General features: G+C 67.2%; 22 protein-coding genes. 13 read left to right on the top strand and 9 right to left on the bottom strand.

Annotated elements, in window-relative coordinates; all coding sequences use genetic code 11:
• Window positions 1–192: 192 nt before the first annotated feature.
• A complete protein-coding gene (rnd, locus tag D1604_RS00935) occupies window positions 193–1347 on the bottom strand; it encodes a ribonuclease D (protein WP_119411817.1) in 1155 nt (384 codons plus the stop codon).
• 81 nt (window positions 1348–1428) lie between these two features.
• On the opposite strand from rnd, the gene purM reads away from it, so the two are divergent.
• Window positions 1429–2466: a phosphoribosylformylglycinamidine cyclo-ligase gene (gene purM, locus D1604_RS00930; protein WP_119411816.1), complete on the top strand. Its 1038-nt coding sequence runs from the start codon at window positions 1429–1431 to the stop codon at window positions 2464–2466.
• Between the two features lie 248 nt (window positions 2467–2714).
• Here purM and D1604_RS00925 read toward each other — a convergent pair whose 3' ends face one another.
• Entirely contained in the window at window positions 2715–4307 is a 1593-nt protein-coding gene (locus D1604_RS00925) for a S10 family peptidase (RefSeq protein ID WP_024353008.1), read from the bottom strand.
• A gap of 203 nt (window positions 4308–4510) precedes the next feature.
• Here D1604_RS00925 and purN point away from each other — a divergent pair, with 203 nt between their 5' ends.
• Both purN and D1604_RS00915 read left to right on the top strand, forming a co-directional pair.
• Window positions 4511–5101: a phosphoribosylglycinamide formyltransferase gene (purN, locus tag D1604_RS00920; RefSeq protein WP_119411815.1), complete on the top strand. Its 591-nt coding sequence runs from the start codon at window positions 4511–4513 to the stop codon at window positions 5099–5101.
• 109 nt (window positions 5102–5210) lie between these two features.
• A complete protein-coding gene (locus D1604_RS00915) occupies window positions 5211–7283 on the top strand; it encodes a M13 family metallopeptidase (RefSeq protein WP_119411814.1) in 2073 nt (690 codons plus the stop codon).
• An 81-nt stretch (window positions 7284–7364) separates the two neighbouring features.
• Here the strand turns inward: D1604_RS00915 and D1604_RS00910 are convergent, their stop codons facing one another.
• Together D1604_RS00910 and ndk are read right to left on the bottom strand one after the other, a co-directional pair.
• On the bottom strand, window positions 7365–7577 hold the full coding sequence (locus D1604_RS00910; protein WP_024353011.1) for a hypothetical protein: 213 nt from the start codon (window positions 7575–7577) through the stop codon (window positions 7365–7367).
• 186 nt (window positions 7578–7763) lie between these two features.
• A complete protein-coding gene (ndk, locus tag D1604_RS00905) occupies window positions 7764–8183 on the bottom strand; it encodes a nucleoside-diphosphate kinase (protein WP_024353012.1) in 420 nt (139 codons plus the stop codon).
• 103 nt (window positions 8184–8286) lie between these two features.
• On the opposite strand from ndk, the gene D1604_RS00900 reads away from it, so the two are divergent.
• Window positions 8287–10173 (top strand): ABC-F family ATP-binding cassette domain-containing protein, encoded by a 1887-nt coding sequence (locus D1604_RS00900; RefSeq protein WP_119411813.1) that lies wholly within the window; start codon window positions 8287–8289, stop codon window positions 10171–10173.
• Complete coding sequence (locus tag D1604_RS00895; RefSeq protein WP_024353014.1) at window positions 10173–10418, top strand: DUF2164 family protein; 246 nt, start codon at window positions 10173–10175, stop codon at window positions 10416–10418. Before D1604_RS00900 ends, D1604_RS00895 begins: the two co-directional genes overlap by 1 nt.
• Window positions 10419–10481: 63 nt before the next feature.
• On the opposite strand, the gene D1604_RS00890 is transcribed toward D1604_RS00895, so the two are convergent.
• Genes D1604_RS00890 through D1604_RS00875 form a run of 4 tightly spaced genes read right to left on the bottom strand, consistent with a single transcriptional unit; the run spans window position 10482 to window position 13135 of the window.
• Window positions 10482–10787: a hemolysin gene (locus D1604_RS00890; RefSeq protein ID WP_233551789.1), complete on the bottom strand. Its 306-nt coding sequence runs from the start codon at window positions 10785–10787 to the stop codon at window positions 10482–10484.
• A gap of 17 nt (window positions 10788–10804) precedes the next feature.
• Window positions 10805–11155 carry a hypothetical protein gene (locus D1604_RS15850; protein ID WP_233551787.1) on the bottom strand — a complete coding sequence of 117 codons (351 nt, stop codon included), beginning with the start codon at window positions 11153–11155 and terminating at the stop codon, window positions 10805–10807.
• Window positions 11156–11172: 17 nt separating this feature from the next.
• Window positions 11173–11634 carry a DNA polymerase III subunit chi gene (locus D1604_RS00880; protein ID WP_119411811.1) on the bottom strand — a complete coding sequence of 154 codons (462 nt, stop codon included), beginning with the start codon at window positions 11632–11634 and terminating at the stop codon, window positions 11173–11175.
• A gap of 25 nt (window positions 11635–11659) precedes the next feature.
• Window positions 11660–13135, bottom strand: a complete 1476-nt coding sequence (locus D1604_RS00875) for a leucyl aminopeptidase (protein ID WP_119411810.1) — start codon at window positions 13133–13135, stop codon at window positions 11660–11662.
• A 158-nt stretch (window positions 13136–13293) separates the two neighbouring features.
• Between D1604_RS00875 and D1604_RS00870 the strand changes: the two genes are divergently transcribed.
• From D1604_RS00870 to D1604_RS00835, 8 genes are all read left to right on the top strand, one after another.
• Window positions 13294–14427, top strand: a complete 1134-nt coding sequence (locus tag D1604_RS00870) for an LptF/LptG family permease (protein ID WP_119411809.1) — start codon at window positions 13294–13296, stop codon at window positions 14425–14427.
• Entirely contained in the window at window positions 14424–15527 is a 1104-nt protein-coding gene (lptG, locus tag D1604_RS00865; protein ID WP_119411808.1) for an LPS export ABC transporter permease LptG, read from the top strand. Before D1604_RS00870 ends, lptG begins: the two co-directional genes overlap by 4 nt.
• A 40-nt stretch (window positions 15528–15567) precedes the next feature.
• Complete coding sequence (locus tag D1604_RS00860) at window positions 15568–18060, top strand: LPS-assembly protein LptD (RefSeq protein WP_233551786.1); 2493 nt, start codon at window positions 15568–15570, stop codon at window positions 18058–18060.
• Between the two features lie 102 nt (window positions 18061–18162).
• Window positions 18163–19530 (top strand): peptidylprolyl isomerase, encoded by a 1368-nt coding sequence (locus tag D1604_RS00855; protein ID WP_199683605.1) that lies wholly within the window; start codon window positions 18163–18165, stop codon window positions 19528–19530.
• The gene (gene pdxA, locus D1604_RS00850; protein ID WP_119411806.1) at window positions 19527–20546 is read left to right on the top strand and encodes a 4-hydroxythreonine-4-phosphate dehydrogenase PdxA; all 1020 of its coding nucleotides are present in this window, start codon (window positions 19527–19529) and stop codon (window positions 20544–20546) included. Before D1604_RS00855 ends, pdxA begins: the two co-directional genes overlap by 4 nt.
• Before the next feature lie 8 nt (window positions 20547–20554).
• Complete coding sequence (rsmA, locus tag D1604_RS00845; protein ID WP_119411805.1) at window positions 20555–21367, top strand: 16S rRNA (adenine(1518)-N(6)/adenine(1519)-N(6))-dimethyltransferase RsmA; 813 nt, start codon at window positions 20555–20557, stop codon at window positions 21365–21367.
• Window positions 21364–22521, top strand: a complete 1158-nt coding sequence (locus tag D1604_RS00840; protein WP_119411804.1) for a pyridoxal phosphate-dependent aminotransferase — start codon at window positions 21364–21366, stop codon at window positions 22519–22521. The genes rsmA and D1604_RS00840 overlap by 4 nt, the downstream gene beginning before the upstream one ends.
• Before the next feature lie 36 nt (window positions 22522–22557).
• Window positions 22558–23604, top strand: a complete 1047-nt coding sequence (locus D1604_RS00835) for a L,D-transpeptidase family protein (protein WP_119411803.1) — start codon at window positions 22558–22560, stop codon at window positions 23602–23604.
• Here D1604_RS00835 and D1604_RS00830 read toward each other — a convergent pair.
• Window positions 23601–24053, bottom strand: a complete 453-nt coding sequence (locus D1604_RS00830) for a nucleoside deaminase (protein WP_119411802.1) — start codon at window positions 24051–24053, stop codon at window positions 23601–23603. The genes D1604_RS00835 and D1604_RS00830 overlap by 4 nt on opposite strands.
• Between the last annotated feature and the right edge of the window lie 5 nt (window positions 24054–24058).

Raw genomic sequence — 24058 nt, 5'->3', positions numbered from 1 at the left:
AAGGCGATTGGCTAAGGCGACCCGGAGGGCGGCGCGAAGCAGCCAAAGGGTGAGGGTTCTCGCGTGAAGTCGGTCGAAGACCGTAGCGCGACGGCTTACGCCGACTGACGGGACAAGCCCCTCACCCTTTCGCGCAAGAACGATCACTTCGCTCTCGTGCGCTCAAGCCCTCTCCCGCCGGGAGAGGGTGGATCAGCCCTCGATCTCGACCACTTCGACGCGGGCGCCGTTCAGCACCAGGGCGATCTCGCCTTTCTTCAGCTTCAGCGCGTCTTCTCCGAACAGTTCGCGGCGCCAGCCCTTCATGGCCTCGATGTCCGCATTGTCGTTCAGGGCGATCTTTTCGAGGTCCGAGACCGTGGCGATCAGCTTGGCGGCCACGCCCGCATTGTCGCTCTTGGCCTTCAGCAGCACCTTCAGCAGTTCAACCACCGAGGGCGGCGCGGGCTGGTTGTTGGCCGGGCGCTCCAGCTTGGGCGCATGGGCTTCCGGGTCGGCCAGGACGCGCTTCAGTTCGGCCGCCAGCTCCAGCCCCAGACGCGAGCCGCCGAAGCCCTTGGGCACCGAACGCAGGCGGTTGAAGGCGTCCGGATCGGTCGGCGTCTGGACGGCGATCTCGTCGATGGCCTCATCCTTCAGGATGCGGCCGCGCGGCTGGTCGCGCTCCTGCGCCGCGCGCTCGCGCCAGACGGCCGTGGCGACGAAACCGGCCAGATACTTGGCGTTGAACTTCTTGGGCTTCAGCCGCTTCCAGGCGTTCTCGGGCGAGGTGTCGTACAGCACCGGGTCCGTGACCGCGCCCATTTCCGACATGACCCAGTCCAGACGGCCTTCCTTCTGCAGCCGGTCGCGCAGTTTGGGATACAGCGCCGACAGGTGCGTCACGTCGCCCAGCGCATAGGTCAGTTGCGCGTCCGACAGCGGACGGCGGGCCCAGTCGGTGAAGCGGCTGCCCTTGTCCAGCTCCTGACGCAGCATCTGGCGGACCAGGGCCTCATAGCTGACCTGATCGCCGAAGCCGGCGGCCATGGCGGCGACCTGGGTGTCGAACAGCGGCCGCGGCATGGCGCCCAGCTTGTTGAAAATCTCAACGTCCTGCCGGGCGGCGTGGAAGACCTTCAGAATCGATTCGTCCCGCAGGATGTCGAGGAAGGGCTCCAGATCCAGCCCTTCCGCCATCGGATCGATGATGGCGGCGTCCGTAGGCGAAGCCGCAGCCTGAATCAGGCACAGCTTGGGCCAGTAGGTGGTTTCCCGCATGAATTCCGTATCAACGGTGATGAACGGGGCCTTGGCCAAACGCTCGCAAAAGGCGATCAGCGCGTCATTGGTGGTGATTGGCGTCATTCCGATGCTATAGCCCCGCGCGACGCCGTCGTGGCAAGAGCGCCGCGACAAATTTTCGCCCCCGATTTCGAGCCGTGACCGATGAGCGACACCCCCGAGGCCCTAAAGAACGGCCTGACCTACGCCGATGCGGGCGTCGATATCGACGCCGGAGAACAGCTGGTCGACGCCATCAAGCCGTTGGCGAAGTCCACGCGCCGCCCCGGCGCCGAGGCCTCGCTGGGCGGATTCGGCGCCCTGTTCGACCTGAAGGCCGCCGGTTTTGAAGATCCGCTGATCGTCACCACCACCGACGGCGTGGGCACCAAGCTGAAGATCGCCATCGAGACCAGCCGTCACGACGGCGTGGGCGTCGATCTGGTCGCCATGTGCGTCAACGACCTGCTGGCGCAGGGCGCTGAGCCGCTGATGTTCCTGGACTACTACGCCACGGGCAAGCTGGACGTGGACGCCGCGCGCCGCGTCGTCGCGGGCATCGCCGAGGGCTGCCGCCAGTCGGGCAGCGCCCTGGTCGGCGGCGAGACGGCCGAAATGCCGGGCATGTATTCGGGCGGCGACTATGATCTGGCCGGTTTCTCGGTCGGCGCCGTCGAGCGCGGCAAGGTCCTGCCCTATCTGGACCAACAGAAGCCGGGCGACGTCATCATCGGCCTGGCCTCCTCGGGTCCGCACTCGAACGGCTATTCCCTGATCCGCAAGGTGGTCGAGAAGTCCGGCCTGGCCTGGGGCGACGACGCTCCCTTCGCCAAGGACCAGTCGCTGGCCCAGGCGCTGATGGAGCCGACCCACATCTATGTGAAGCCGGTCCTGCCGCTGATGAAGGCCGACCTGATCAAGGGCGCGGCCCACATCACGGGCGGCGGTTTGATCGAAAACCCGCCGCGCTGCATCGCTGAGGGTCTTGAAGCCAGCTTCGACTGGGACGCCTGGCCCATGCCCGACGTCTTCCAATGGCTGGCCGAGACGGGCGGCATTTCGGACCACGAGATGCGCCGCACCTTCAACTGCGGCGTCGGCTTCATCCTGATCGTCGCGCCCGAGAACGTCGAGCCGGTGCTGGCCGCCCTGCTAAACGCAGGCGAGACGGCGTTTGTCTGCGGGCAGCTTCAGGCGGCGTAAAGCCACCCCATTCCGACAAGACAAAAGCCCCCGGCCAACGCGGCCGGGGGCTTTTTTGTGGTCTGATCCCCTTCATCCCCCCTCATCCCGGCGGACGCCGGGATCCAGTGCTTTGGCTCAGGACGCCGCGCTTGCGGTTCTCATTGGGCCCCAGCCTCCGCCGGGGTGAGCGGAAGAGAGCGTAGTCGCAAAAAAAAGGCCCCGGTCGCACTGACCGGGGCCTTCTTCATTTCAGGCTGTCGCCGGGATCAGCGCAGGCCGCCGTTGACCGTCTCGTCGTAGAATTTCGACAGGTCGACGTGCAGTTGCTCCAGCGCCGGGCGAGCCGTGTACATCATGTGGCCGCCTTCATAGTAGGTGAACTCCAGGTTCCGGCGCAGGTGCGGCTCCAGCATCATCTGAGCCAGATCATACTCCGTGCTGAAGAACGGCGTGGCGGCGTCGTAATAGCCGTTCAGCGCCAGCACCTTCATGTGCGGATTGCGGCGGATGGCGGTGGCCAGGTCGACGGCCGTGTTCGGCGTGGTCTGCGGGCCGCCGACCGGCGGACGGTGGTTCCAGTCCCAGTTGAAGCCCGGCAGGCCGCGCGCCGACTGGCGGTAATCCACATCGGTCCGATAGTTCAGCGTCGTGGCGATATAGTCGCGGAAGATGCCGAAATAGGCGCCGGTGATGGCGCTGCTCGACGGGTCTTCTTCGGGCGAGGCGCCGACGGCGTTGGCGTCGATGCCGGTATAGCGCATGTCCAGACGGCCGATGGTCTGGCGACGGTCGCGCAGCAATTCCTTGCGGAAGGGGCTGAGCTCAAGACGCAGGTTGGCCTGATCCAGCACCGTCGGCGAGATGCCGATCAGGGCGCTCATCTGCTGGGCGATCTGGGCGCGTTCGGCGTCCGAGATCAGGTGTCCCTTCGACAGGGCCGCCGCATAGGGGCCGATGGCGAATTCGCGGGCGCGCTGGACGTGTTCTTCCAGACTGGGCTTGTTCGGGATCTTGTTGTGATACCAGGCCGTCGCCGCGTAGGTCGGCAGCAGGGTGACGAAGTTCTGCGGATAGCCCGGCTGGCGCACGCCGTAGTTCATGATCGACGACAGCAGGACCACGCCGTTCAGCGACATGCCGCGATCTTCCAGCTGGTGCACCAGGGCGCCGGCGCGCAGGGTGCCGTAGCTTTCGCCCAGAACGTATTTCGGGCTGGACCAGCGGTCGAATTTGGTCGTGTAGCGCATGATGGCGCGGGCGAAGGTATCCGCATCCTGATCCACGCCCCAGAAGGCCGAACCCGGCGTCTCGCCCAGCGGACGCGAATAACCGGCGCCGACCATGTCGATGAAGACCAGGTCGGTCTTGTCCAGCAGGGTCATGTCGTTGGGCGCCAGGTTGAACGGCGCAGGGCGCTCCACCACCGGCTCATCGGTCTGGACCCGCATCGGGCCGAAGGCGCCCATGTGCAGCCACACCGTCGGCGAACCCGGCCCGCCGTTGAACATATAGGTGATCGGACGACGGCCGACCGGCTGGCCGTCCAGCGTATAGGCCACATAGAACAGGCTGGCCGTCGGCATGCCTGCATCGTTACGCACCGTCAGCGTGCCCGCCGTCGCCTTGTAGCGCAGGGTGCGGCCGTGGGCGTTGATCGAGTGGCTGGTGGTCACTTCCGATTCATCGGCGGTGGCGCGCGCCCAGTTCTTTTCGATCTGTTCGGCGGTGACGTTGCGCAGGCGATCAGAGGCCGAGCGGACCGGCCCCGAGCCGCCGCTGGACGCGGCTTCCTGAGCCATGGAAACGGCCGGCGCGGCCAACAGGGCCGCGGCGCAGGCGGCGGTCAACAGACGACGCATATAGGATACTCCCCCTTGGATTCCGGACTCCCCGGCGCATGGACGCTAACGCCGCCGTTTCCGAAGAAGCAACGGAGTTTGCGTCAGTTCAACGACAATGGTTCGGCGGCGCTGCGCCCTTCCCCTCGACCCTGCCGTCCCTCTTGCTAAGTCGCCTCCGGGGCCGCATGGCAGTCACGCCATCTTCCACGCGTGAGCCGCCCATGTCCGTCGCCAAAACCCGTGTCGCCGTCCTGATCTCCGGGACCGGCTCGAACATGGTCAGCCTGATCGAGGCAGGACAGGCGCCGGATGCGTCATATGAAGTCGTGCTGGTGGTCTCCAACATCGCAAACGCCGCCGGTCTGGACAAGGCGCGTGCGCTGGGGGTCGAGGCCGTCGCTGTCGAACACGCCTCCTTCGGCAAGGATAGAGAGGCGCACGAACGCGCCGTGGACGCCCTCCTGCGCGAACATGGCGTCGAGGCCGTGGCCCTGGCCGGTTACATGCGCCTGTTGACGCCGTGGCTGGTGCGCGGGTGGGCGGGCCGGATGCTGAACATCCACCCGTCGCTGCTGCCGCTCTATCCCGGCCTGAACACCCACGCCCGCGCCATAGAAGCGGGGGACCATGAGGCGGGCTGCACCGTTCATATCGTCACCGAAGGCGTCGATGAGGGCCCCGTCCTGGGCCAGGCGCGCGTGCCCATTCTGCCCGGCGACACGGCTGAAATTCTCTCCGAGCGCGTCAAGGCGGCGGAACATCAGCTTTACCCCCGAATTCTGATGAATTTTCTGAACGCTCCGAAACCTTAACGATTTTTAATGCGACAGCCGGTCGCAGGCGGGCGCAGTTTGCCGTCAAGCATGAATGCGCCGCCCTGACGGCGCAATCGCGCACGTCTGCACCACTGGGAAAGACCCGATGATGAAAACCCGCCTGATGGGCGCCGCCGCCATGGCCCTCGCCCTCGCCTTCACGGCTCAACCGACCCTTGCTCAATCGAATTTGGCCCAACACGCCCACGCCTCGGCGGCGGCCTCCACCGCGCCCGAGATCAAGCCCTGGGGCTTCGACCTGGATGGCCGCGACCTGACGGTGAAGCCGGGCGACGACTTCAACGCCTACGCCAACGGCGTCTATCTGAAGAACACTGAGATTCCGTCCGACAAGGCCCGCTTCGGTCCGTTCGACGTCCTGTATGAAAATTCGCAGGCCCAGTTGCGCGCCATCATCGAGGCCAGCGCCGCCAATCCGACCAACGCCAACGCCCAGAAAGTCGGCGCCCTGTACGCCAGCTTCATGGACGAGGCCCGCGTCAACCAGCTGGACGCCCAGCCCCTGGCCGCCGACCTGGCCGCCATCCGCGCCGTGACGAACCATAGCGACATGGCCCGCCTGATGGGCGCCAGCCATGAAGGATTCGGCGGCTCCCTGTTCGGCCTGGCGGTGTTTGAGGACCTGCAGGATCCGAACATCAACTCGGCCTATCTGGGTCAGGGCGGGCTAGGCCTGCCGGACCGCGACTATTATCTGAAGCCCGACTTCGCCTCGCAGCGCGAAGCCTATGTCGCCTATATCACGCGCGCCCTGACCGCCGCCGGTTGGGACCATCCGGCACAGGCCGCCGCCGACATCCTGGCCTTCGAGACCAAGGTGGCCGAGAAGCACTGGACCACGGTCGAGCGTCGTCAGATCGACAAGATCTACAACCCGACCCCGGCCGCGCAACTGGCGACCTTCGCACCGGGCTTCGACTGGGCCGCCTTCCTGCAGGCCTCCAAGGTCGAGAACGTCCCGACCCTGGTGCTGATGGAGAACACCGCCATCCCCGGCATCGCCCAGGTGTTCGCTGATGCCCCGATCGAGACGCTGAAAGCCTGGCAGGCCTTCCAGACCGTCGATCAGGCCAGCCCCTATCTGTCCGACGCCTTCGTCGACTCGCGCTTCGAGTTCCGCGGCAAGACCCTGCGCGGCCAACCCGAAAACCGTCCGCGCTGGAATCGCGGCGTGGTTCTGGTCGACGGCCAGCTGGGCGAGGTGCTGGGCCAGGAATATGTCCGCCTGCACTTCCCGGCTTCGTCCAAGACGCAGATGGAGACGCTGGTCGCCAACCTCAGCGCCGCCATGACCGAGCGCCTGAAGGCCCTGGACTGGATGAGCGAGGCCACGCGCGAGCAGGCCCTGCTGAAGATGTCCAAGTTCGGCGTGAAGATCGGCTACCCCGAGAAGTGGCGCGACTATGATGGTCTGGAGCTGAAGGCCGATGACCTCTACGGCAACGTCGAGCGCGCCGCCGCCTTCGACTGGGCCTGGAACCGCGGCAAGATCGGCCAGCCGGTCGATCCGCTGGAGTGGGGCATGACGCCCCAGACGGTGAACGCCTACTACAACCCGCCGCGCAACGAGATCGTCTTCCCCGCCGCGATTCTGCAGGCGCCCTTCTTCGACCCGAACGCCGATCCGGCGGTCAACTACGGCGGCATCGGCGCAGTGATCGGTCACGAGATCACCCACGGCTTCGATGACCAGGGCCGCAAGACCGACGCCAACGGCGTGCTGCGCGACTGGTGGACGCCCGAGGACGCCGCCCGCTTCGAAGAGCGCGCCAAGACGCTCGGCGCCATCTACGCCGCCGAAGAGCCGGTGCCGGGGATGCACATCAACGGCGACCTGACGATGGGCGAAAACATCGCCGATCTGGGCGGGCTGCTGATGGCGCTGGACGCCTATAAGCGCAGCCTGAACGGTCAACCGGCCCCGGTGATCGACGGCCTGACCGGCGAACAGCGCGTCTTCCTGGGCTGGGCCCAGGTGTGGCGCGAGAAGTCGCGTGACGAGGCTCTGAAAGAGCAGCTGACCACCGACCCGCACTCGCCCGGCATGGCGCGCGCCGCCACCCCGCCACGCAACATCGACGCCTGGTACGCCGCCTTCGACGTCACCCCGGATCAGGCGGAATACATCGCCCCTGAGAAGCGCGCCCGCATCTGGTAAGCGGCGCGTCCGGCGACGGACAAAAGGAAAGGGCGTCGGCTTCGCGGCCGACGCCCTTATTCTTATCGCGCGGCGAAAGCCTTACTCGTGCGGCTTTTTCGGCGTGGTGGCGGCGCCGCCGATGGCGCCGATGGCCGCGCCGGCGACCGTCGCGCCGGTATTGCCGCCGATCGCCTGACCGGCGACCGCGCCGCCCAGGGCGCCCGTGGCGGCGCGTTGTTCCGTGGTGGTGCCGCACGCGGCCAGCAGGGCCGTCAGGCCCAGCACCGGGGCAAGCTTCAGCATCGTCTTCATGGCGGTCATCCTTGTTCTTCTTCGAGAGGGACGGCGTGACCGTAAAAACGAAACGGCCCGCCCCCGGTTCCGGGAGCAGGCCGAATTGTCACAAGCCGCGTCGGGTCGAAAAGGCGGAGCCTTTTGACCGCGGCTTACAAAAAGCTTCCCGAAGGGTCGACGATCGCGGCCCCTCAGAAAAGCCCCTTAGCCGACGATGTCGGCGTCCGTGAAGAACTGCTCGATCTCGATCTTGGCGTTGTCCAGCGAGTCCGAACCGTGGACCGAGTTCTCGCCGATCGACAGGGCGAACAGCTTGCGGATGGTGCCTTCGGCGGCGTCGTTCGGGTTGGTGGCGCCCATGACTTCGCGATACTTGGCGACGGCGTTGTCGCCTTCCAGCACCTGGACGACGACCGGCTCGGCGATCATCTGCGACACCAGTTCGCCGTAGAAGGGACGCTCGGCGTGCACTTCGTAGAACTTCTTGGCCTGGGCTTCGGTCAGCTTGACGCGGCGCTGGCCGACGATGCGCAGGCCGGCGCCTTCGATCACGGCGTTGATGGCGCCCGTCAGGTTGCGGCGGGTGGCGTCGGGCTTGATGATCGAGAACGTGCGTTCGGTCATGGGAGTGACTTCTTGTTTGGGAGTTTGAGGGTCGGCGGCTTATAGCGAGCGCCGCACATCTTTCCAATATCCCCGCGCGTAAGCCTTTTTCTTTCCGGTTCCCATGCTGCAGATCAAAAACCTGACCTACAACGCCTGGGGCCGCGAGTTCCTGGACGACGCCTCCGTCAGCCTCCCCCCGGGCTCCAAGGTCGGGCTCGTCGGCCGCAACGGCATCGGCAAATCGACCCTGTTCAAGCTGATCCTGGGCGAGCTGGCCGCCAACGGCGACGAAATCTCCCTGCCCAAGACCGCCCGCATCGGCTCAGTCGATCAGGAACACCCCGCAACGCCCGTCAGCGTGCTGGACACCATTCTGGAAGCCGACATCGAGCGTCACGACCTGCTGACCCGGCTGGAAACCGCCGAACCGGAAGAGATGGGCGAGATCTGGGGCCGCCTGATCGAGATCGACGCCGACAGCGCCCCCGCCCGCGCCTCGGAAATCCTGGTCGGCCTGGGCTTCAGCCAGGACGACATGCTTCGCCCGATGGCCGAGTTCTCGGGCGGCTGGCGGATGCGCGTGGCCCTGGCCGCCGCCCTGTTCGCCGAGCCGGACATGCTGCTGCTGGACGAACCGACCAACTACCTCGATCTGGAAGGCGCCCTGTGGCTGGAGCAGCGGCTGAAGCGTTATCCGCACACGGCCCTGATCATCAGCCACGACCGCGAACTGCTGAACGGCGTCTGCACCCACATCCTGCAACTGTCGAACCGCAAGCTGGACCTCTACACCGGCAACTACGACACCTTCGAAAAGACGCGGGCCGAAAAGCTGCGCCTGATGGAGGCCAACAAGTCCAAGCAGGACGCCGAACGCGCCCACCTGCAGAAGTTCATCGACCGCTTTAAGGCCAAGGCGTCCAAGGCCACCCAGGCCCAGTCGCGCGTCAAGCGGCTGGAGAAGATGCAGCGCATCGAACTGCCGCCCGAAGAGCGCGTCGCCCCCTTCACCCTGCCCTCGCCCGAACGCCCCCTGCCCCCGCCGCTGATCCGGCTGGAAAAGGCCAATGTCGGCTATGAGCCGGGCAAGCCGATCCTGAAGAACCTGAACCTGCGGATGGACCTGGACGACCGCATCGGCCTGCTGGGCGTCAACGGGGCCGGCAAGTCGACCTTCGCCAAGCTGATCGCCAAGGCCCTGACCATCGAGACGGGCGAGTTCCACCGCGACGGCAAGATGCGCGTGGGCTGGTTCCACCAGCACCAGATCGAGGCGATGGACCCGACCGACACGCCGCTGGAGATCATCCGCCGCGCCATGCCGGACGCCTCGGAAAGCAGCCGCCGCAGCCGTCTGGCCCAGTTCGGCCTGCCGTTCGAGAAGCAGGAAACCACCGTCGGCGCCCTGTCCGGCGGCGAGCGCGCGCGCCTGCTGCTGAACCTGGTGGCGATGGATGCGCCGCACATCCTGATCCTCGACGAACCGACCAACCACCTGGACATCGACAGTCGCCGAGCCCTGCTGGACGCGCTGAACGAATATACCGGCGCGGTCATCCTGATCACCCACGACCGCTCGCTGATGGAGCTGGCGGCCGACCGCCTGTGGCTGGCCGCCGACGGCTCGGTGAAGCCGTTCGACGGCGACATGGACGACTATCAGAAGTTCGTCCTCGACCGCGCCAAACAGGCGGGCATGAAGCCCAGCCAGGTCAAGCATGAGGAGGTCGCAGCCGAGGCTCCGGTCCCCGCCGCCGCGCCCAAGGCCGAAAAGAAGAAGGGCCCCTCGCCTTCAACCCTTCGCCATGCGGTGAAGAAGGCCGAGGACCGGATGGCCCAGCTGACCGCCGATCTGGCCCGTCTGGACGACGATTTGGCCAACGCCGCCGTCAGTGATCCGAAGAAGCTGGAAGGCCTGACCCGCGCCCGCGCCAAGGCCCAGACCGATCTGGATCAGGCCGAAGCTGACTGGATCGCCGCCGAGGAAGCCCTGGCCGAGGTGTCGTGATGAGCAAGGCCCCGCCGCCCCTGTTGACCAAGGACGAAATGCAGGAGGCGGCCGCCCGCCTGCAAACCTATCTGCGCGACGAGCTGGAGGTCGAGGTCGGCCGCCTGCCCGCCGAGATGCTGGTCGAGTTCATCGGCCGGGACATCGGCCGCCTGTTCTACAACCGCGGCCTGCGCGATGCCGAAACCGTGGTGCGCCAGAAGGTAGAGGACGTCGCCGACGCCCTCTACGGCCTGGAGCGCTAAGTCCCGCCGCCCTGTTCCCGCTCACCCCGGCAGACGCCGAGATGAGGGAATATTCTAAGGACCTCAGCCGCAGCTGACGCGGGTCACGATTTCCGTCTTCTCGTCATAGGTGAAGGTCACGCGGTTCTCGCGATAGTCCATCGTCGCCGCGCAACTGCTGCACAGGACGCGGAAAATACGCCCGCGTGGCGCATCGGCCGGAATGGTCGAGCGATTGCGGCCGACATACTCCTGATAGTCGCTGGCCTTGCAGGCCACCGGTGTCGCCTCGCCGCCCGGCGCGGTCGTCGCCCCGCCCCCCTGCGTCGGCGCACAGGCCGCCAGAGCCAGGAATCCTGCCGCGGCGGTCAGCGTCAGAAATGACTTCATAACGTCGTCCCTCATGATCATCCGCAGCGGACCTGTTCGATCAGGCCCGTGCGCTGGTTGTAGAAGATGTTGAGCCGATAGGGCGAATAATCCTCGGTGATCGGGCAGGTCGTACAGGCGACCCGACGGTTGACCACATCCACCGGAACGGGGATCTCAGTGCGAGGTTTCCCGATCAGCCACTGAAACTCATCCGCCTTGCACATGGCGGCGCCCGAAGCGTTGCGCACGCCCGGCTCAGACAGATAGGGGCGCTCGGTCGGCGACACGGGCGCGACAGGCGTTGTGGCCGGATAGTTCGGATAGGACGGGGTCCGCGCCGTGTTCGTGGTGTTCGGCGGCGGCGAGGCGCAAGCCGCGACAGCCAATGCGCCTGCAACGGCGATCAGGCCGCCTTTTCCCAGCGCCCCTCGTCCGATTGTTTCCAGTAGGCCAGGTCGGCGCCGTCCGCCTTCAGCGTCCGCCAGCGCCCGCGCGCATGGTTCAGCGCCTGCTCGTCCCGACCGTCGAAGATGATGAAGCAACGTGCGAACTCCTGCGTGGCCCCAAGCTCTGAATCATCGACGATGAACAGCGCCTGAGCGCCGTTCAGATTCTCGCCCGATTCGGACAGAAGCACAGGCTGACGCGCGGCGTGATCGCCGTCGGCTCGTCCGTGAGGCAGGAAGCTGTCGTCGCGATAGGTCCATAACAGCTCGTCGATGTCGTCGAGCCGATGCGAGGTCGCGCCCCGGATCAGGGCGCGCCAGCCCCGCTGAAGCGTGCGCTCCAGCAGGGTCGGCAGCACCTGGTCCAGCGTCGACCGCTCCAGATGGTAGAACCAGATTTCCGGCTTGGCGTCAGACACCCGGCCCTACCTTCCTGAACAGGGGTCAGCCTTCGTAGTGGTCGGCGACCATACGGTCGAGCAGACGCACCCCATAGCCGACGGCGCCGTCCGGCACGGTCGGGTTCTTGGAGTCCTTCACCCAGGCGGTCGAGGCGATGTCGATGTGCGCCCACGGCACGCCGTTGGTGAAGCGCTGCAGGAACAGGGCGGCGGTGATCGAGCCGCCGGCGCGGCCGTTGCCCATGTTCTTCACATCGGCGATCGGGCTGTCGATGTGGCGGTCGTATTCGGCCGGGATCGGCATGCGCCAGGACTTCTCGCCCACCTTCGGACCAGCGTCGGCGATGTTGGCGGCCAGTTCGTCGCTGTTGGTGAAGACGCCCGCATATTCCAGGCCCAGCGAGATGATGATGGCGCCGGTCAGGGTGGCCAGGTCGATCATGAACTTCGGCTTGAAGCGATCCTGCGTGTACCAGAGGGCGTCGGCCAGAACGAGGCGGCCCTCGGCGTCGGTGTTCAGCACTTCGATGGTCTGGCCCGACATGGAGGTGACCACGTCGCCCGGACGCTGGGCGTTTCCGTCCGGCATGTTCTCGACCAGACCCAGAACGCCGACGACGTTCACCTTAGCCTTGCGGCCCGCCAGGGCGTGCATCAGGCCGGCCACGGCGGCGGCGCCGCCCATGTCCCACTTCATCTCTTCCATGCCGTCGGCTGGCTTCAGGCTGATGCCGCCGGTGTCGAAGCAGACGCCCTTGCCGACGAAGGCGATGGGGGCCTCGCCGTCCTTGCCGCCGTTCCACTGAATGACGGCCAGCTGGCTTTCACGCACCGATCCCTGGCCGACGCCGAGCAGCGAGCCCATGCCCAGCTTCTCCATCTCGGCCTCGCCCAGGATTTCGACCTTGGCGCCCAGAGCTTCCAGCTCCTTCACGCGGCGCGCGAACTCGGCCGGGTACAGGATGTTGGCGGGCTCAGAGACCAGATCGCGCGAGAACAGCACGGCGTCGGCCACAGCCGACAGCGGGCCGAAGGCGGCCTCGGCGGCGGCGACGTCAGACGTCACGATACGCACCGTCGTCACCGACGGAATCTTATCGGCCTTCTGCTTGGTCAGGTATTTGGCGAAGCGATAGGCGGCCAGGCGAACGGCGAAACCGGCGCGGGCGGCCAGTTCGGGCGACAGGTGCGACACGTCGATGGTCAGGACTTCGGCGCCCGACAGCTTGGTCGCCTGATAGGCGGCGGCGGCGGCGGTTTCGACCGCCAGATCGTCCTGCTTGTCCTGCGCGCCCGCGCCGACCAGCAGGACGGCGTTCGCGTCGATCCCGGCCGGGGCCGCAACGTTCAGGCTGCTGTTGGACGCGCCGTTGAAGCGGCTGTTCTTCATCGCCTTGGTCAAGGCGCCCGAGGACGCCTGATCCAGCGCCGCGCCGGCGCCTGCGAGGGCTCGTCCTTCATTCACCAGCACGGCGAGAATTTCTGCGACGCCGGTCGAAGCGACGAATTCGATTTTCATGAAACTGACTCCAGACCGGAAAAACCTGTCCCGATCACGCTTGAATTTGCCATGGTCGCGGCGACGGTTTCGTCGGGGCGGCCGGATGTGTATTACATGGCTCGCATCGCCCTGGGCTGCAACACGTTCGCAGCCGATTATACGACCTTTCCGGCCTTATGACCCTGATCCAGAGGTATCTTTTCCGCCAGATCGGCCTGCCCGTCGTGGCGGCGGTCGCGGCGCTGGCCGGCATCGGCCTGCTGAGCCAGAGCCTGGATCAGCTGGAAGTCATCGTCGAGCGCGGACAAAGCGTCTGGGTCATGGTCAAGCTGACCCTTCTGGCCCTGCCGCAGTTGATCGCCGTCATCCTGCCCATCGGCCTGTTCGTCGGCGCCCTGATCGCCCTGACGCGGTTGCAGCGCGAGCAGGAGCTGACCGCCGCCTACGCCGCCGGGGTCAGCCGCTGGGCCCTGATCCGACCCGCCCTGCAGATCGCCCTGATCGTCACCGTCATCGCCCTGCTGGTGAACGTCTTCGTCCAGCCCTGGGCGCAGCGCGAGGGCCGTCGTCAGGCCTTCGCCATCCGCACCGACCTGGCCGCCCTGCTGGTCGAAGAAGGCCAGTTCGTACAGGGGCCCGACGGCCTGACCGTCTATGTCCAGCAGATCGAGCAGAACGGTCTGATGAAGAACCTCTTCGTCTACCTGGACAACGGCAAGACGGTCACCACCTGGGACGCCGAAACCGCCCGCTTCGGCCGCGTCGACGGCCTGCCGGTGCTGACCATGCAGAACGGGTCGATGCAGCGTTATTCCTCGCGCGAGGTGCTGAACCAGCTGTCGTTCGACCAGCAGGTGTTCGATCTGTCGCCTTACGCCCAGACAAGCGAGCGCATCCGCTTCAAGCCGTCGGATCTGTGGCTGACTGACCTGTTCGACCCGACGCCCGCCCTGCTTGAGACCGCCGGAACGCGCGGCGAGCTGGCGGCCGAGGGCCATTCGCGCCTGGCCTCGCCCTTCTACGCCCTGGCGGCGATGGCCTTTGCGCTGGGGGCCATTCTGGGCGGCGCCTTCAGCCGGACAGGCTACACCGGCCGCATCGCCAAGGCGGCGGGCGCCTTCCTGATCCTGCGCGTCATCGGCTACGGCCTGGTCGCGGCCAGCGCCTGGAACGGCGCCCTGAACATCCTGCAATACGTCGTGCCGTTGGCCGCCACGGCCCTGGCCCTGCGCATCCTGTTCCGCGCGCTCAAACCGCGCCGTCGCCGCGCCTTGTCGCCGCTGGCCCGCGTGAAGGCGAGGACCGCATGAAGCTTCGTCTCGGCCGCATCGAACGCTATGTGCTGATCCAGCAGATGAAGTCGCTGGGCGTGGCCTTGGCCGTCATCGCCGCCTTGGTCATGTTGATCGATTTTGTCGAGGTGTCGCGCGGGCTGAACTCCTCGGGCGAGCTGTCCAGCGCGCGGATCTTCGGCCTGGTGCTGATGAAATCGCCCTCGGTCATCCTCCAGCTCCTGCCCTTCGTCTTCCTGTTCGGCACCCTGGGCGCCTTCGTCAGCCTGAACCGGCGCAGCGAACTGATCGCCATGCGGGCGGCGGGCGTGTCGGCCTGGCGCTTCGTCCTGCCCGCGGCGGGCGCCGCCGTGCTGCTGGGCGCGCTGACCGTCACCGTTCTGGGCCCTATGGCCGCAGCGGGCGACGGCGTCTGGCAGCGTGAGCGCGGCCGCATCTCCGGCTCGACGCCCGGAGGCGATTCACGCGAATCCGTCTGGCTGCGGGAAGGCGACGAGAACCGCCAGATGATCATTCGCGGCGGACGGCAGGAACAGGCCACCGGCCGCCTGCTGGACGCGACCTTCTTCATCTACACCACGACCTCGGGCGGCCATCGCGTCTTCACCGAACGGGTTGATGCGGCCACGGCCACCCTGAACGCCGGGCGCTGGCGCCTGACCGACGCCTCGGGCGCGCAGACGGGCCAGCGGGCGGTCCGCTACGCTACCCTCGACCTGCCCTCCAACCTGGCCGACAAGGAAGCGTTCCAGCGCTTCGCCCGGCCGCAGTCCACGCCCTTCTGGTCCCTTCCCAATCAGATTCGCCGCATCGAGGACGCCGGCTTCGCCTCCACCGCCTATCGCCTGCGGTTGCAGCAGTTGCTAGCCACGCCGCTGGTCTTCGGCGCCATGTCGATCCTTGCGGCGGCCTTCTCGCTGCGGCTGATGCGTCTGGGCGATCTGGCGCGGATGACGGTGGCGGCCGTGGTGCTGGGCTTCGCCTTCTTCTTCCTGAACCAGTTCTCCTCGGCCATGGGCTCGGCCGAAGTGGTGCCCCCGGTCATCGCCGCCTGGCTGCCGCCCATATTGACGGCTCTCGCCGCCTTTACCTTGCTGATCTATACCGAAGACGGCTAATCGGGCGGTTTCCGCCCGGCCGGTAATGAGTGGACACCGCATGACCCATCGCCGCCTCCCCCGTATGGGAGCCCTGCGCCTTCGGCTGTTGACCGGCGCGGCGTTGGTCATAGGCGCGCCCCTCTCATCCCTGGCCTTCGCCTCGGCCGCACAGGCCCAGACGGCGCCCGTCCCGGTTCAGGCTCCCGCGCAGCCCGCGCCCCAAACCACGACCGAGGCCGCGCCCGGCGCCGACGGCCTGACGCCCGACGCCGTTTTCGTGGACGCCGATTCCGCTCAGCGTCAGGGCGACGTCATCTCGGCCCACGGCTCGGCCGAGGATCGGGTCATGGCGCGCTTTCAGGACCACAGCCTGCGCGCTCAGGACCTCACCTATGACCTCCAGAACCAGGTCGCCACGGCTTCAGGCGACGCCGAACTGACGGCGCCGGACGGTTCGGTCGTCCACGCCCAGCGGATCGAACTGGATTCCGACCTCAAGGCGGGCGTCGCCGTCGACCTGGCCACTCGGCTGTCCAACGGCTCCAGCCTGATGGCCGCCACCGCCGTTCGTCGCTCCGAGACTGTCAGCGAGCTGAACAACGTCATCTTCACCCCCTGCCCGATCTGCACCGTGGACGGCGCGGCCAAGACGCCCAGCGTCTCCATCCAGGCCTCCAAGGCCGTCCAGAACGAAGAGTTGCGCGCGATTCTGTATCGCGACGTGGTGTTCCGGCTGGGCGGGGTTCCGATCTTCTACCTGCCCGCCTTCTCTCATCCCGACCCGACCGTGGACCGGGCGTCAGGCTTCCTGGTGCCGTGGGGGGATTATCAGGCGGGACGCGGGGTCTCGCTGGAGATTCCCTATCTGCATGTCATCTCGCCCTCTGAAGACGTGCTGGTCAGCCCCCAGTTCAACACAAAGGTCGCCCCGCTGCTGAACCTGCAGTGGCGCAAGCGATTCACCGACGGGATGATCGTCGCGCGCGGCGGCGCCACCTACGGCCGCAGCTTCGGCGACTTTGATCTGGACGGCGACGGCCAGGCGGAAAGCAACGTCCGTTTCGGCGACAAGACGACCCGCAGCTATCTGCTGGCCCACGGCAAGTTCGATCCCGACGGCCCGTGGCGCTGGGGCTTCACGGCCGAACGTGTCTCGGACAAGACCCTGTTCGACCGCTATGACATCCGCGACGCCTATCAGGACAACGGCCTCTACTACGGCGACAGCCGCCGCCTGATCAGCCAGATCTACGCCGAGCGCCAGACCGAGCGGTCCTATCTGTCGGTCGCGGCCTTCACCCTGCAGAGCCTGCGGGTGGCCGAGTTCAACCCGATCACCCCGGCCCTGAACGTCTTTGAAGACGACAACACCCTGCCGCTGGTCGCACCGCTGATCGAGGCGCGCTGGGAGCCTGAAGGCCCCGTGCTGGGCGGTCGCCTGCGCCTGCGCGGCTCGGCCGTGGCGCTGACGCGCGACGCCTATGTCGGCTTCCCGACCCTGGCGCCCGAACTGATTCCCGGCGGGCCGACCGACGGCCTGCCCGGCGTCGACAGCCGCCGCATCACCGGCCAGGCCGAGTGGCGCCGGGTGCTGACCTCGCCCTTCGGCGTGCGGTGGGAGCCTTTCGTGGACCTGCGCGCCGACGTCTATTCAGTCGATGACCTGCCGCCCGCCCTCGGCGTCGAGAACGGGACCTACACGCGCGCCCGCACCAGCGCTGGCATCGACGTCAGCTATCCGCTGTACCGTCCCATCAGCGCCTCGTCCGACCTGATCCTTGAGCCGATGGCCCAGCTGTCGATTTCCAACAAGGCCGACCTGGACCCGCGCATCCCGAACGAAGACAGCCAGATCACCGAGCTGGACCACCTGTCCCTATTCCGCATGGACCGCTTCCCCGGCTACGACCTGCTGGAGGGCGGCCTGCGCTTCACGGCAGGCGCCCGCGCCACCCTGCGCTGGGACGAGGTGCGTTCGGCCAGCCTGTTCATCGGCCGCAGCATGCGCGCCGACGACCAGGACGAATATCTGACGCCGATCCCGGATGATCCGAGCCGCCTCTACGACCCGTCGGGACTGGCCAGCCGGACCTCGGACTGGGTCGTTCAGGGGACTTTCAATCCGTCAGACCGGATGCGCGGCTGGTTCCACGCCACCGTCGACGGCAATGGCGAGATTCGCCGCGCCGAAGCGACGGTCGACGGTCGCTGGGGGCGCCGTAACCTGGCCAGCGTCAGCTACATTGTCGACCGCTCCAATCCGCTGGACGGACCCGAAAACCGCAACTACGAATTCGTCCAGTTGTCGGGTCACCAGTTCGTCTATGGCAACTGGGGCGTGGCGGTGACCGGCATCGCCGATCTGGAACGCGACATCATCACCCGCTCGGAGGTCGGCCTGTTGTTTGACGACGACTGTTTCCGCATCGAGCTGGGCTGGCGTCGCGACAACACCCGCGTGCGCCCCACCGGCCCGGCCGAGGGCGTCTATATCCGTCTTAACCTCGCCACTTTTGGAGGTTCAGGCTATGATCGCGGCAATATGCGGTAGGCATGGCGTGGATTGCGGCTTACGGGGGTGTATCCCCTTGCGCGGCGGTGCGGACAGCATCGCTCACCGGGTCGGGACCGCTTTAGGGAATCAGGACTGACGATGCGTTTGAAGCGTTACTCTATGGGAGCCGCCCTGGCCGCCCTTATGGTCGTGACGGCCGTGGAGCCTTCGTGGGCCCAGACGGCGCCTGCTCAGACAGCGCCTGCTCAGACGGCGCCCGCAGCCGGCGCTCTGAATCCCGCGGCGGAAGAAGCGCCACAGCGCGCGACCGCCGCGCCCCAGTTCCGCATGGCCGACGGCATCATCGCCACGGTCAACGACCGCATCATCACGGGCTTCGACCTGCGCCAGCGTATGCTGGTCGTCATGGCCATGTCCCAGTTGCAGCCGACCGAAGAAAACATCGCCGCGATCCAGCAGCAGGCGCTGAACGACCTTATCGAACAGCACCTTCAGGCGCAGGAAATCGCCAAGTTCGACCAGTTGAGGATCACTGACGACGAGGTCGATCGCGAAATCGCCGACATGGCGCGCCAGGCGGGCGCCAGTCCTGAATCCTTCCTCACCTTCCTGCAGCAGGGCGGCATCGCCCTTCCCGCCTTCCGCGAACAGATCCGCACCGAGGTGGGCTGGCGCGAACTGGTCGGCGGCCGCTTCCGCGACCGCGCCCGCGTCAGCAAGAGCCAGGTCGATCAGGCCATGCGCCAACTGACAGAATCGGCCACCAAGCCCCAGTATCTGGTCGGCGAAATCTACCTTGAAGCGGCTCGTGTCGGCGGGATGCAGGAAGCCATGAGCGGCGCCCGCCAGCTGGTGCAGCAGATGATCCAGGGCGCTCCCTTCATGGCCGTGGCGCGCCAGTTCTCGGCCGCCCCTTCGGCTGCGCGCGGCGGCGACGCCGGCTGGATCGTCCAGGGCACGACCCAGCCCGCCCTGGAATCGGTCATGGACACCCTTGAGGTCGGCCAGCTGTCGAACCCCATTCCCGTCGATGGCGGGGTCTACATCCTTTACATGCGCGACAAGCGCTCGGGCGTCTCGACCAGCATGGTCAAGATGAAGCAGGTCATGATCGAACTGCCCGAGACCGCCGACGAGGCCCAGGTCGCCGCCGCCACCCAGCGTCTGGACGCCCTGCGCGGCCAACTGACGTGCGACAACATCCTGACCCGCGCCCGCTCCGAAACCGGCCTGCTGGGCGCTGATCTGGGCGAAAGCGACGTCGCGGATCTGCTGCCACAGTTCCAGCAGGTCGCCCGCTCGGCCGAGGTCGGCTCCATCAGCACCGCAGTGCGCACCCCGCTGGGCGTCCATCTGCTGGCCGTCTGCGACCGTCGCCTGGGCGGCCCCGAGGCTCCCTCGGCGCAACAGGTCGAAAGCCGCCTGCAGAACCAGAACTACGCCATGCTGGGCCGCCGCTACCTGCGCGATCTGCGCGAAGACGCCCTGATCGAAATCAAGCAATGACGATGCTCCGGCCGCTCATCGTCACGATGGGCGACCCCGCCGGGGTCGGGCCGGAGATCATCGCCCGCGCCTGGTCGGTGCTGTCGTCGCCGCCCGGCCCGCTGGCTCCGATCACGCCCTTCGTCGTGGTCGGCGACGCGGAGACGATGAAAGCGCAGGGCCAGCCGGTCGAGGCCGTGCTCAGCCCGTCAGACGCAGCTTCCGTCTTCGGCCGCGCCATCCCTGTTCTGCACCATCCGGCGCCCGCGCCCGTCACCCCCGGCCAGCCCGACCCCGCCAACGCCGTCGCCGTGGCCGACTGGATCGAGCGCGGCGTCGATCTGGTGCTGTCGGGCGAAGGCTGCGGTCTGGTGACGGCGCCCATCGCCAAGGCGCCCATGTACGCCTCCGGCTTCCGCTTTCCCGGCCACACCGAGTTCATCGCCGAACTGACCGCCGACATCCCCTTCAGCGGCACGCGCGGCCCTGTAATGATGCTGACGGCGAAAGATCTGCGCGCCTGCCTCGTCACCATCCATGTGCCGATCGACCAGTTGCCTGAACTGGTGACAGGCGAACGCGTCGCCCGCGTCGCCCGCGTAGTCCACGAATCGATGAAGCGCGACTTCGGCATCGCCTCCCCGCGTCTGGCGATGGCCGCCCTCAATCCGCACGCAGGCGAAGGCGGCGCCATCGGCCTGCAGGAGGTGACGGTGCTGCGTCCCGCCGCCGAGGCTCTGCGGGCCGAGGGGCTGAACATCACCGATCCCCTGCCCGCCGACACCCTGTTCCACGAAGAGGCGCGGGCGCGCTACGACGCCGTGGTTTGCCTCTATCACGATCAGGCGCTGATCCCGGTGAAGACGCTGGACTTCTGGGGCGGGGTCAACGCCACCCTCGGCCTGCCCATCGTCCGCACCTCGCCCGATCACGGCACCGGCTTCGACATCGCCGGCAAGGGCGTGGCTCGCGCCGACAGCTTCATCGCCGCCGTCCGCCTGGCTTCGGAGATGGCGTCCGCCCGCGCGGCGCGCTAACAGGCTTCGTGACCGATCATCTGCCCTCCCTGCGTGAAACGCTCGACGCCCACGGCCTGTCGGCCAAGAAGAGCTTCGGCCAGCACTTCCTGCTGGACCTGAACGTCACGCGGAAGATCGTCCGCTACGCCGGGCCGTTCGACGGCCGCGCCGTCATCGAGGTCGGCCCTGGCCCCGGCGGCCTGACCCGCGCCCTGCTGGAAAGCGATGCGGGCAAGGTGGTGCTGGTCGAGAAGGATCCCCGCTTCATCCCCCTGCTGTCCGAACTGGACGACGGCTCGGGCCGCCTGACCATCGTCGAAGCCGACGCCCTGAAGGTGAAGGAAGCCGACCTGGCCGAGGGACCGGCGCATCTGGTCTCCAACCTGCCTTACAACGTCGGCACTCCGCTGCTGATCAAATGGCTGACGGGGCCGTGGAGCCCTTGCGCCCTCACCCTGATGTTCCAGAAGGAGGTCGCCGAGCGCGTGGTGGCCCAGCCGGGCGAGGACGCCTATGGCCGTCTGGCCGTCATCAGTCAGGCCGTGGCCGAGGCGCGCATCGTCATGCACCTGCCCGCCGCCGCCTTCACCCCGCCGCCCAAGGTGGCCTCGGCCGTGGTGCATCTGGTACCCTTGGCCGAGCGCCCCGCCCCCGACCGCCTGAAGCGGCTGGAACGGGTTACGGCGGCCGCCTTCGGCCAGCGTCGCAAGATGCTGCGCTCCAGCCTGAAACAACTCGGCGGCGCCGCCCTGTGCGAAGCCGCTGGAATCGAACCCGACGCCCGCGCCGAAACCATCGACGTGGCGGGCTTCCTCAGATTGGCCGACGCTCTGACATGACAGTAGAAATCGAACCCTTCCGCGCCATCGCCATCAGCCGCATCGCCCATGAGATGAAGGCGCAAGGCCAGTCGGTCATCCATATGGAGTTCGGCCAGCCCTCGACCGGGGCCCCTGCGCCCGCCCTGGCCGAGGCGCACCGCGTGATCGACGCCGAGGCTGGCGGCTATTGGGAAAGCCCCCTGCTGCGCGCCCGCGTGGCCAAGCTGTACAAGGACCGCTACGGCGTCGTCATAGATCCCGAGCGCGTCATCATGACGGCCGGCGCCTCGCCCGCTCTGGTGGTGGCGCTGAACATGCGCTTCGCCCCCGGCGACCGCGTCGCCATCGCCCGCCCCGGCTACGTCGCCTATCGCAACACGATGAAGGCCCTGCACATCGTCCCGCAGGAGATCGACTGCGGCGCCGACGTGCGCTTCCAGCTGACGGCTCAGGCCCTGCGCGACCTGGACCCGGCGCCCCAGGGCGTCATCGTCGCCAGCCCGGCCAACCCGACCGGCACCGTCATCGCCGAGGACGAGCTGAAGGCCATCGTCGAGGCCTGCCGCGAGCGCAACATCAGCATCATCTCCGACGAGATCTATCACGGCATCACCTACGGCCACGACACGCCTTGCATGCTGCAGTTCGACGACAAGGCCATGATCGTCAACAGCTTCTCCAAATACTGGAGCATGGCGGGCTGGCGCCTCGGCTGGCTGATCCTGCCGGAAGAAGAGGTCCAGCAGGCCCGCGCGCGCATGGGCAACATGTTCCTGACGCCGCCGACGCTCAGCCAGTTCGCAGGTCTGGCCGCCATGGACTGCGAAGACGAGCTGGAAGCCAACATCGACGTCTATCGCGCCAATCGCGAGCTGATGCTGAAGGCGCTACCCGCCATGGGCCTGCGCTCGATCGCCCCGCCGGACGGCGCCTTCTACATCTATGCGGACATCGGCCACCTGACCAACGACAGCATGGCCTTCTGCGAGAAGCTGGTGCGCGAGACGGGCGTGGCCACGGCGCCGGGCGTCGACTTCGATCCGGTCAACGGCCACCGCTTCATCCGCTTCAGCTTCGCCGTCTCGACGCCCGAGATCGAGGACGCGCTCAGCCGCCTTAAGCCCTTCTTCGCCGCCCGCACCGAAGAGACCCAGGAACAGCAGACCGCGTAAGCGCGTTCGACAAGCCCCGGAACCTTCGGAGCTTTCATGTCGAAATCGCGCCTCGCCGCCTCTGCCCTGCCCTTCATCGCGGCCGCCCTGACGGCCTGCGGCTCTCCGGCCGAAACGTCCAGGCCGGAGCAGCCCCCGGCCGCCGCCCAGCCCACCGCGCCCGCCGCTCTGACGCGTGAGGCCGTCGAAAGCGCCGTATTCGAAACCGCCCCCGCTCCCGTCGAGGGCCAGCCCGCGCGGCCGGACGCGGCCACGGCGCGCGCGCAGATCCTGCTGGACCGCGCCAACTTCTCGCCCGGCGTCATCGACGGCCTGGGCGGGGACAACACGCGTCAGGCCATCGCCGCCTTCGAAAAAGCCGCCGGCCTGCCGCAGGACGGGGTGCTGGACGCCGAGGTCTTCCGCCGCTTGACCTCAGGCGACGACGGCCGCGTCCTGACCGACTACACGATCACCGCCGCCGACCTCAGCGGCCCCTTCATCGGCCAGGTTCCGGCCAGTCTGGCGGACATGGCCAAGCTGAAGACGGTCGGCTACGCCACGCCGCTGGAGATGCTGGCCGAGAAGTTCCACATGACCGAAGGCCTGCTGCAGGCGCTCAACCCCGGCGTCGACTTCGGCAAGGCGGGTCAGACCATCATCGTGGCCGCCGTCGCCCAGACCGACCTCGCGGCCGAGGTGGCCCATATTGTCGTGGACAAGGCCGAACGCTCGGTGCGGGTCTATGACGCCTCGGACAAGCTCCTGGCCTTCTATCCGGCCACCATCGGCAGTTCGGCCCGCCCGGCGCCCTCGGGCGAGCTGTCGGTCGTCGGCGTCGCGCCCGAGCCGAACTACACCTACGATCCGGACCGGGTCAGCTATGACCGGGGCGACCGCAAGGTCATCGTGCCGCCGGGGCCGAACAATCCGGTCGGCTCAGTCTGGATCGACCTGTCGCGCGACACCTACGGCATCCACGGCACGCCCGACCCGTCCAAGGTCGGCAAGACCTTCTCCAGCGGCTGCGTGCGCCTGACCAACTGGGACGCCGAACAACTGGCCTCCAAGGTCAAGCCCGGCGTGCGCGTAACCTTCCGCTAGGCGGCGTAAAGCTCCGCCGCCGTCCGTCCCGGCACGTCCAGTTGCGTCAGCGGCAACGGCGGCGGGTCCAGCCTCACGCCCAAGGCCTGATAGGTCGCCGCGCTTGAGAAACCGTAGGGCTCGGCGTCTTCATTGCTGAAGGCGTACCAGACAGCGCTGACCCGCGTCATCACGGCCGCCGCCAGGCACATGGGGCACGGGTGCCCGCTGGCGTAGAGGACCGCGCCCGATAGATCGACGCCGCCCAGCGCCGGTCCCGCCTGACGCAGGGCTTCCATTTCGGCGTGTGAACTGGGGTCGTTCGTCGCCAGCATCCGGTTGACGCCGCTGGCGACCAGCGAGCCGCCCTTGACCAGCACCGCCCCGAACGGCCGACCGCCCGCCTTGACGTTGTCCAGCGCCAGGTCGATCGCCTGAGCCAGCCAGCGGCGGTGTTCGGCCTCGCTCATGCGCG

Source organism: Brevundimonas sp. LPMIX5 (genome assembly GCF_003576505.1).
Classification (GTDB): domain Bacteria; phylum Pseudomonadota; class Alphaproteobacteria; order Caulobacterales; family Caulobacteraceae; genus Brevundimonas; species Brevundimonas naejangsanensis.
This window is presented reverse-complemented; position numbering and strand designations above follow the sequence as displayed.